This is a genomic window from Rhodococcus sp. Q (assembly GCF_005503035.1).
GTDB lineage: Bacteria > Actinomycetota > Actinomycetes > Mycobacteriales > Mycobacteriaceae > Rhodococcus_G.
Window position 1 is genome coordinate 21080 of record NZ_SCOY01000048.1, and the last position, 8150, is coordinate 29229.

7 protein-coding genes are annotated in these 8150 nt (G+C 65.9%); 4 read left to right on the forward strand and 3 right to left on the reverse strand.

From position 1 onward, the window contains the following. The first annotated feature begins 306 nt into the window (after positions 1 to 306). From FFS72_RS24840 to FFS72_RS24850, 3 genes are read left to right on the forward strand one after another with little or no spacing between them, the layout of a single operon-like run. The gene (locus FFS72_RS24840; protein ID WP_137876451.1) at positions 307 to 2391 is read left to right on the forward strand and encodes a helix-turn-helix domain-containing protein; all 2085 of its coding nucleotides are present in this window, start codon (positions 307 to 309) and stop codon (positions 2389 to 2391) included. Continuing rightward, positions 2388 to 3368 (forward strand): hypothetical protein, encoded by a 981-nt coding sequence (locus FFS72_RS24845; protein WP_137876452.1) that lies wholly within the window; start codon positions 2388 to 2390, stop codon positions 3366 to 3368. Before FFS72_RS24840 ends, FFS72_RS24845 begins: the two co-directional genes overlap by 4 nt. Continuing rightward, positions 3365 to 4252: a DUF6339 family protein gene (locus FFS72_RS24850; protein ID WP_249353515.1), complete on the forward strand. Its 888-nt coding sequence runs from the start codon at positions 3365 to 3367 to the stop codon at positions 4250 to 4252. The genes FFS72_RS24845 and FFS72_RS24850 overlap by 4 nt, the downstream gene beginning before the upstream one ends. A 9-nt stretch (positions 4253 to 4261) precedes the next feature. Here the strand turns inward: FFS72_RS24850 and FFS72_RS24855 are convergent, their stop codons facing one another. Beyond that, positions 4262 to 5311: a DNA cytosine methyltransferase gene (locus FFS72_RS24855; RefSeq protein ID WP_249353516.1), complete on the reverse strand. Its 1050-nt coding sequence runs from the start codon at positions 5309 to 5311 to the stop codon at positions 4262 to 4264. A gap of 110 nt (positions 5312 to 5421) precedes the next feature. Then, complete coding sequence (locus FFS72_RS24860) at positions 5422 to 6396, reverse strand: DNA cytosine methyltransferase (protein ID WP_137876454.1); 975 nt, start codon at positions 6394 to 6396, stop codon at positions 5422 to 5424. Between the two features lie 220 nt (positions 6397 to 6616). Here FFS72_RS24860 and FFS72_RS24865 point away from each other — a divergent pair, with 220 nt between their 5' ends. Then, positions 6617 to 7930, forward strand: a complete 1314-nt coding sequence (locus FFS72_RS24865) for a T3SS (YopN, CesT) and YbjN peptide-binding chaperone 1 (protein ID WP_137876455.1) — start codon at positions 6617 to 6619, stop codon at positions 7928 to 7930. A gap of 119 nt (positions 7931 to 8049) precedes the next feature. Here the strand turns inward: FFS72_RS24865 and FFS72_RS24870 are convergent. Further along, a partial coding sequence (locus tag FFS72_RS24870) for an integrase core domain-containing protein (protein ID WP_137873022.1) occupies positions 8050 to 8150 on the reverse strand: 101 nt, incomplete at its 5' end.

Genomic DNA, 8150 nt, shown 5'->3' on the forward strand with positions numbered 1-8150 from the left:
CGACAGGTACGACGGGCGCAGTGATACGCGATCGGACCTTGTTGCTACGTGCGCACACCCGCACTCGAGCAGTCACGCTTGCACGACGCGGCATGCATGTTGCCTCCCCTGATTCTCGCGGTGAAATGCACTCTGGGCGCCCATCCACACCTCAGGCTCCACTTGCCGTAATTGTGCACTCACCGACCGACAAATCCGACACAGATCCGCGCGCCGTATCGTTCGTTTGACCGACAGTAATTCTGCGGAGGTAGGCGCTGATAGGCTCCGCGCACACCTGCGCCAGCAACTTCCAGGAGAAACACGATGACCGCCCCGCACGAGGACTTCGGGCCATGGCTTGGGCGGCGACTCCAGGGTGTCGGTATGAACCAGGCTCAGCTTGCCGAGCGACTTGGGGTTACTCGTGCAGCTGTGTCCGCGTGGATCACCGGCCGCGCCCAACCCCGCGACGAGGTGAAGGCCAGCATCATCGCCGTCCTCGGCGGCGATCCGCCAAGCACTGGTGACACCGCCACCGATCAAGCGTTGCAGTGGCACCACCGACCCGCACACACGGACGGCGGCCGCGAGTACGGAAATGCCGCCGCCTTCGCGTTCAACGCCGACCTGTCCGTCCTCGCACGCGAGGCCACCCAGAACTCCCTGGACGAACGCCTCGATTCCACTTCACCGGTGAGTGTCCACTACACGCTGCACGAGCTGACGGGCGAGCACCTCGCGTCGTTTATGAAGGCCGTCCGATGGGACGAGCTGGCCCCACACCTGGCCAGCGCCGCCGCCGCCGAACAGAAAGTGTCCCGAAGCCTGCGGGCCGCGCTCAGCGACCTGGACGAGCGTCGAGCACTTGTCCTGCTCCGTATCGACGACTTCAACGCATCCGGGCTGAACGGCCCCGAGTACGACAACGGAAACTTCGCCGCCGTGGTCCGGCGTCAGCTCGACAGCCACAAGCAGTCAGCGGGCAGGGCAGGCGGATCGTACGGCCTCGGCAAGGCAACACTGTGGGCCACAAGCCGGTTCGGCCTCGTCCTGATCAACTCGACCCTTTCCGAGCCGCACGAGGGCCACACCGACCGTCGAGTCATCGGCCGACTCGACCTGCCGTGGCACGAGGTCGACGAGGCCGCATATGCGGGACCGGCGTGGTTCGGCATTCCCGAAACCGAACCCGAACACGAGGGCGTCTCGAGATCGTGGTGGGCCACCGAGGAGGATGCACGGAGCCTGCGGCTCGATCGTGGGACGTCTGCACCGGGAACGTCGTTCCTGATCGTCGGAGCACACGACGCGTCGGGTGACGCCGAGACCCTCGAGGAAATGCACGACAAACTCGTTCGCTCCCTCGCCGACGGGTTCTGGGCCGCAATGGTCGGAGGTAAGTCCGCCTCGCCTCTCATGGAGGCGCATGTCAGCACCCTTCGCAACGACGAGGTGGTGGTGGCCCCGCAACGGGTGGATCCGCATCAGCAGCATCCCTCGCTGAGCCGCGCCCTTCGCGCCTATCTGGACGGCGACACTGTCACCGAGCTGAGCGCAGCGGAACAGGTTGCGCGTGCGTACGTTCCACTCGTCGTCACCCCCCGCAAGGGCCAGGGCTCCAGCAGAAACAAGGGTCGGCAACACGATTGTGTACTGCTGGTGACCCCTGCGGGAGATACTCCCGCCGCCACCAACCGGGTCATCTGTATGCGCGGCAATCGGATGACGATCATGGAGCATCGCCCTCGCGAGATTCCGCTCGGAACGCCACCATTCCAGGCTGTGCTGCTCGCCGGTTACGCCACCGGCCGCGACGACGAGGACGTCGTCGAAGCCGAAGCCTTCCTGCGCGCGTCGGAGCCGCCCGAGCACGACAAGTGGGACCGGACGGAGGAACTCACCTCGTCGTACGAGAGGGGTGCGCTCACGCGCCTGAAGGAGTTCCGTTCGGAGATCGACAAGGCCGTGCGCGGCGTCGTCGGACAACGGGAGCAGGACCGAAATCGCGGGCCGAAAGTGCTACGCGAACTCCTGAAGCTGGACACGAAGTCGAGTTCCGGTAGCCGAACGTCCCAAGGCGCACCGTCTGTCCAACACATCCAGGGACGCGTGGGCGACACCGGCGCGTGGACGGTGACCGTCACGGTCAAGACGCCCGAATCCGATACGCCGTGGCTTCTCACCCCGGTCGCCAAGTTCGACGTGCGTTCGGGCGGGCGGCCCACTGTCCGTTGGTCCGATCTCACCGCTGAGGAAGGGTGCAAAGTCGACGGCGAGAACCTCATGATCGAGACGGGAGTTCGGCAGGCGGTCTTCGTCGGGGTCACCGATCCGTCCACGCACCCCGTACAGGGGCGATTCGCCCGCCTCCTCGTCGAGGTCCCCCGAGCCCGTGGCGGTGCCTCGTGAAGCCGGTCTACTCCTACCCCACGCTGATCGGCGACGTCGATCTCGACGTGGTCTCGGTCACCGTCGACGGAAAGGACCTGCACTACAACAAGGTCTCCAAGCCGGAGCGGACCGTCGCGTTGCACGAGGCGGAACGTACCAAGTGGAATACCGCCCGCCTGGCGTTGCGAGCATCTGTGCCCGAACGAGAACTCACCGAAGGCAGTTGGAGCGACGTGTCATGCCTCGCGATTCTCACGGAGAAGGCCACCAACGCACGCAGCACCGTCAGGTTGACCCGGGAAACGGGCGGCGAATGGACAGGGACCATCGACCTGTCCCATGCGCGGCATGCTCGACGGGCGAATCTCTCACTCACGGTGACAGCAGAGGTCGACGGGGTCGCAGGCCGAGTAATCGGTGGTGCGGAACAGGACTGGTTCGTCGACCTCACCTCGTCCAAACCGGTTCGACAGCGAGACGTCGAAATCATCGAAGAGGACTTCCGCGACGGTCCCCTCGCCTGGCTGAAGCCGTACAAGGAGTCGGCCTGGATCGTCGACACATCGGCCGACCTTCCGCGCGTGTACCTCAACACCACTGCAGTGGAGGGTCTTGTCGAACTCATGAACAGCGGCTCAGGTTCCGGCGAGGAGAAGCTGCTCCGCGACCTGGCGGCCAGCCAGATCGCTCAGGATGCGTGGACGGCGATGTTCCACTCGGCGGTGAGCAATCTCGACAAAGACGAGGACGGCACGCCCCAACTCCCCGGAGGATGGCGGGAGGCAGTCCTGAAAACCATGCTGCCGGAGGTTATTCCGGACCGGCAGCTGACGGACGCACTGTACGAGATCGAGCGTCGACGCACCGACGGCATCGGCTGGGCCGAGATCCAGACACGTATCCAGTACTCAGCCGGGCGCAGGAGCCGATTGACCCGAACCCTGACCGTCGCCGTGCGCTCCGTCCATCAGTCCAATGCGAGGAGTACCCGGTGACCCGCTCCGTGCAGGTTCCCAGAATGGTGGGACTGCTCCCCAATTCGGCCGTGACGAAGCATCTCGGACGCGGAGTGCAGGCCGGCATCGAAAGTCCGCCGGTCGCGGCGCTGGTGAAGTCCGCAGTGCTGCAGGACGAGTCGGAGTCACGGTGGCGGGCACAGCCGATTCGCGTGCTCCTCGACGAGGCGATGAATCGGTTCGACGGGAAGCGGTCCGCCGCAGACGAATGGCTGGCGCCGCGCCTGCACGCGACGCTTCGGATGACCCGCAGCGAGGCCGCGAACAGCGAGTTGTGGAACTACATCGCACTGGTCGTCGCGCCGGACTACGTCATCTGGCGACACAAGGGTGCTGACGTGGCGCCACCGGCTCGATTCAGCGGACCCCACTACACGCAGGCATTCTCCCGACTGTGGTGGGCGGCCGAGCTCTTTCGGGACGGCCGCGACTACGCACCGGTCGAGATCGCGTGCCGGGTACAGGACGTCCTGAACACCACGATTCGTCTCGACGTGATCGACCATCGGCCGACCGCACTCGCCATTCTCAAGGTCGTCGGGCGGCTGATCGACGAAAACACCTCGCGCATCGGCGATCACGTCAACGCGCTCTCAGCGGCGGTCAACACTGCAGGCAGCACCCTGGTCTACGACGTCCTCGCCCCGGATTCGTCACCCGACGACGAAGCGCTGCAGCACTGGATCGACGCTGCGGCGAACATGCCACCCGTGTTGTGGGGCATTCTTCCCGACGGCCCCGACGACGGAACCGCAGACAGGAATGCCATGGAGACCCTCGTGTCGTTGTTCGAAGGGATGCTCGAGGACGCACCTCGGAGAAAGCGATCACGACACGCTGCGGATACCGAAACGGACGAGTAGTAGCGCTCGTCAGCTCGTGCGAGAGGCAGGACGGTGCACGCCGTACCGCGTGTCACGCCACGATGAGGCCACAGCACTGTCGAGTAGACCTGCATCGAGTTCAACGCCCAACGCCGCCGCCAGGACCTGCGCCGCGAGCCTGGGCGGGATCGCGTTTCCGATCTGCTGTGCCACGGCTCGCCCCGACCACGGGTAGTCCGCCGGGAACGTCTGCAACTGACCGGCCTCGGCGTTCGAAAAGCGTTCAAGTTCAGCCTGATCGAGCGCGACGACGCGATTCCGGGAGATCTTTCCGGTGACCGTCGCCGCTGGCTCTCCGGAAGTCCGTCTGCCACGCGCGCGGGGGTCTCCACCGGAACCGTAGTTCGAAATGACGACGAACGGGTCTCGGCGATCCAGTGCGTCACCCATCGTGTTCCACGGCAACAGTGCCTGGTCCCCCGCGCTTCTCGACACTCCCTTGCGATATTCGCGGTGAGTCGGCATAGGAAGCCGCGGTTCGAGGTTCCGGTTGGCAACCAGGATCGCTCGACGTCGAGTCTGGGGAACTCCAAACTGCTCGGTCTTGAGAACTCCGACATCGACTGAATAGCCCAGCCCCTCGAGAACCTCCCGATACGCCTCCCAGACGGGTAGGACTGCAGGTACCTGCTCGAGGACGACGGCGTCGTACGGGATACCGAGACGGTTCGCCTCGAGGATCCATCGCAACGGCTGCAAGACCAGCCCGGTCCGTTCGTCGTCCAGGCCTGCGATGCAGGTGTCCACGTCCTCCCCTACCGCCATCCGCTTGACGAACGACAGAACCTCGTCGAGCGCGCGACGACCGACACCCGTGCCCGCCATCGTGTACGTCTGGCAGGGGGGCCCGCCGGCCAGGATCGTGGTGTCGGGAAAGTCTGCCGGGCCGACGTTGCGCACGTCGCCCTCCTCCGTGCCGAGGCCTGCCGCACGCCGCGTCTCACACGCATCCGCGTCCCACTCCACACCGTGCACACGAATACCCAGCCAGTGGGCGGCGACATCTAGACCACCGGGACCTGCAAAAAGGTCAACCATGTGATGCTGCTTCCGCGACGCGGATCGAGTGGCGACCATGGCGTGCAGCTTATTGGGCGGTACCGACCGATAGCGGAGGCAGGCCGTACGCCCGCCCACAGGTCGACGTGCTATTGCAGCAACTCGGCGACGGCCAGCCCCAGCGCCCTCGCCAACGGCGGCGGCATGGCGTTGCCCACCTGCCGGTACCGCGAGGTCTTCTTCCCTGCGAACCGCCAGTCGGTCGGGAACCCCTGCAGGATCGCCGCCTGGTCGACTGTCAGCTTGACCATGCTGGAACGACCGAGGCTCGGATCCCACACGAAGTCCGGCCCCGGAACCGCGTCCGCGACCGTCGCGCCGTCAACCCCGATGCGCGCCCATGCCCGCTTCGATCCCGTCGGACCGAGGTCGGCTCCCCCACGCTCCCACGAACCTCCCACCAAGGTGGGGGCAAGCGCGTCGGCCTGAGAGGCCCAGTTCTGTGCACCCGACCACCCTCGTGCGGCCATCGACTCAACGAGCGCGTACCCGACCGTCATCCTCATGTCCGAGAGGTAGTCCGGTAGTTCGAATGTGTCGAGCTGCCGGTCCTTGCACGCGACCAACACGCCATGCTTGCGATCCTGCGGTACACCGAAGTCGGCCGCGTTGACGACGAGCCAGCGGAACGAGTACCCGAGATGCTTCAGCTCGGTCTCCACTTCAGCTCGGATCGGGGCATATGCGTCACTGGTGACGAGGTCGGGGACGTTGTCGATCAGCACCGCTCTCGGCTGCACCCCGTGCATCAGGAGTGTCGTCGCCCGGACCAGCTCGAGCTCCACACTCGCATCCCGGGTACGCGCGACCGCTGCAGTTGCCTTGAGCCTCGGCAGCCCCGCGGCGAGCAGGTCGATGTCGTACACCTGTTGTTCCTCGACAGGATCGAAGTCGAGAAGATCCTCTTGGCGGACGTCCCATGCGGGGCGGTTCAGGCGAAGGGTCGCGCACGCATCGGATCGATTGTCCAGGAGGAGCCGGGGAAGGAATCCGGCCTGTTCGAGGCCGAGCGCAAGCCCACCGCCTCCCGCGCAGACCACCAGCGAAGTGAATTGGCCATGCACGGCACTCACTCCTCACCTCCACAAATCGAATGGACGGATACGACCCTGCCACAGGATGCTCACGAGCGAGATCAGCTCGCCACCAAACGCTCCCGGCACTGAGCATCGCCGTGGCCACGATCCCACACGGGAATCCGTGAGTGACGACCACCTGCGATCGCCACCCCGTCGGTACCCCGCGATAGCGTCGACCCGACGTCCGGGGTTGAAGGAGGGGCCGATGTCTGATGGAGGCGAGTTCGACCGCGCGGTCGATGAGGCGTGGCGGGAGTTCCGGGGAGCCCTGGCCGACCGGTTGGCGGCGATGGGCGGGGACGAGGTGCTCGTCGTCGGGGCGCTGTCCGCGGATCGTGAGTCGCTGCTGGTGACATTGGAGTACTTCCTGACCGGCGACCGCGTCGTGTGTTCCGCCCAGCAGGATGCGCTGGCCACCGACCATTCGCTGTTCGACCTGCTGTGCGCGGACGGCTGGGCCGAAGAGGATCGGCCGGACAGGTTCTCCCTGGAAGTCCCGCTGCTTCACGTGGATCGGGCGGCCGCTGCCTCCGTGACGGTACTGCGGGAGGTGGCCGGTGTCGCCCACCCGAGCTTCGTGGAGGCCCGAACCTCCGATGGTCCACTCGAACTCACGCGGGCGATGTCGGAACCGCCGATCGAATCCGACGCGTGGGAACCGCCCGACGTCGAGTTCCCTCGTGATCCGGAAGAGCTGCACGCCGCGGTCGAGCGAGTTCTCGCGGGCCATTTCGGCGCCGCACCCGCCACCGATGACGACGGCGACTTCGTGATCGCTCTGGGCGGGTTCACCTCCTACGTCATCCCGCATGACGGGCGCCCTCAGGTGCGGATCCTGGTGCCGTTGCTGCAAGACGTCACCGGACTCACCCGCGCCTCCGAGGTGCTCACCGAACTCAACTCCCGGTACGCGTTCATCCGGCTGACTCTCGCGTCGGATCAGGTCAACGCGATCATCGACCTGCCCGCCGCGCCGTTCTCCGGTGTGCACCTGTGCGATCACCTCGACCTCATGGAGGACTTTCTTCAGCGCCTCGACGAGAGGTTCGAGGATGGCCTCGGCGGCCGGTACTGCAACCGCACCGCACCCGACGATCTCGACGCATCCGAACCGGACAGCAGCGAGCCCGACGACGACACCGACCTGCCGCCGAGTCTGCTCACTCTCATTCAGCTCGACGCGAGCGGCGCAGGCACCCTCGACCCGGACGAGGTCGCCGAGGTCTGCGGCCACGACCGCGACGCCATCCTCGACTACCTGCGCATCTGCGAGGAGCAGGAGATCGCCTGGAATCGGTCGGCCGATGACGCCTCCGCCGCGGACAACCGCGACGAGTTCGACATCTGCATGCACGAGGCCGGCGCCTGGCAGCGAACCGTCGGTGCGCTTCGCGCGGCACTTCGGGTCGTCACATTGCCGCACACACCTCGTGCACATACGGCGCCGCAACGGAATTCAGCACCGCCGCGGCAGGGCGAGCTGTTCGGACACCCCGACCAGCCCGGCCTGTTCGACTGACGTTCAGCCAATGGAAGCAAGGAGAATCACCGCTGACCTCCATCCACGCGCGTGCGCGCCTGCCGCTCCACGAGCTCGTGCCACAACGTGCGACGCAGGAGCCTAGATGTACCCGGCCATCAGGTTGGTGTCAGGCGGCTGACCGGCGGGAGCCCTCCGAGTGCGCTGTGGCGTCGTCGAGTGTTGTAGTACTCGACCCAGGGCGCAAGTGCTTCGGCGC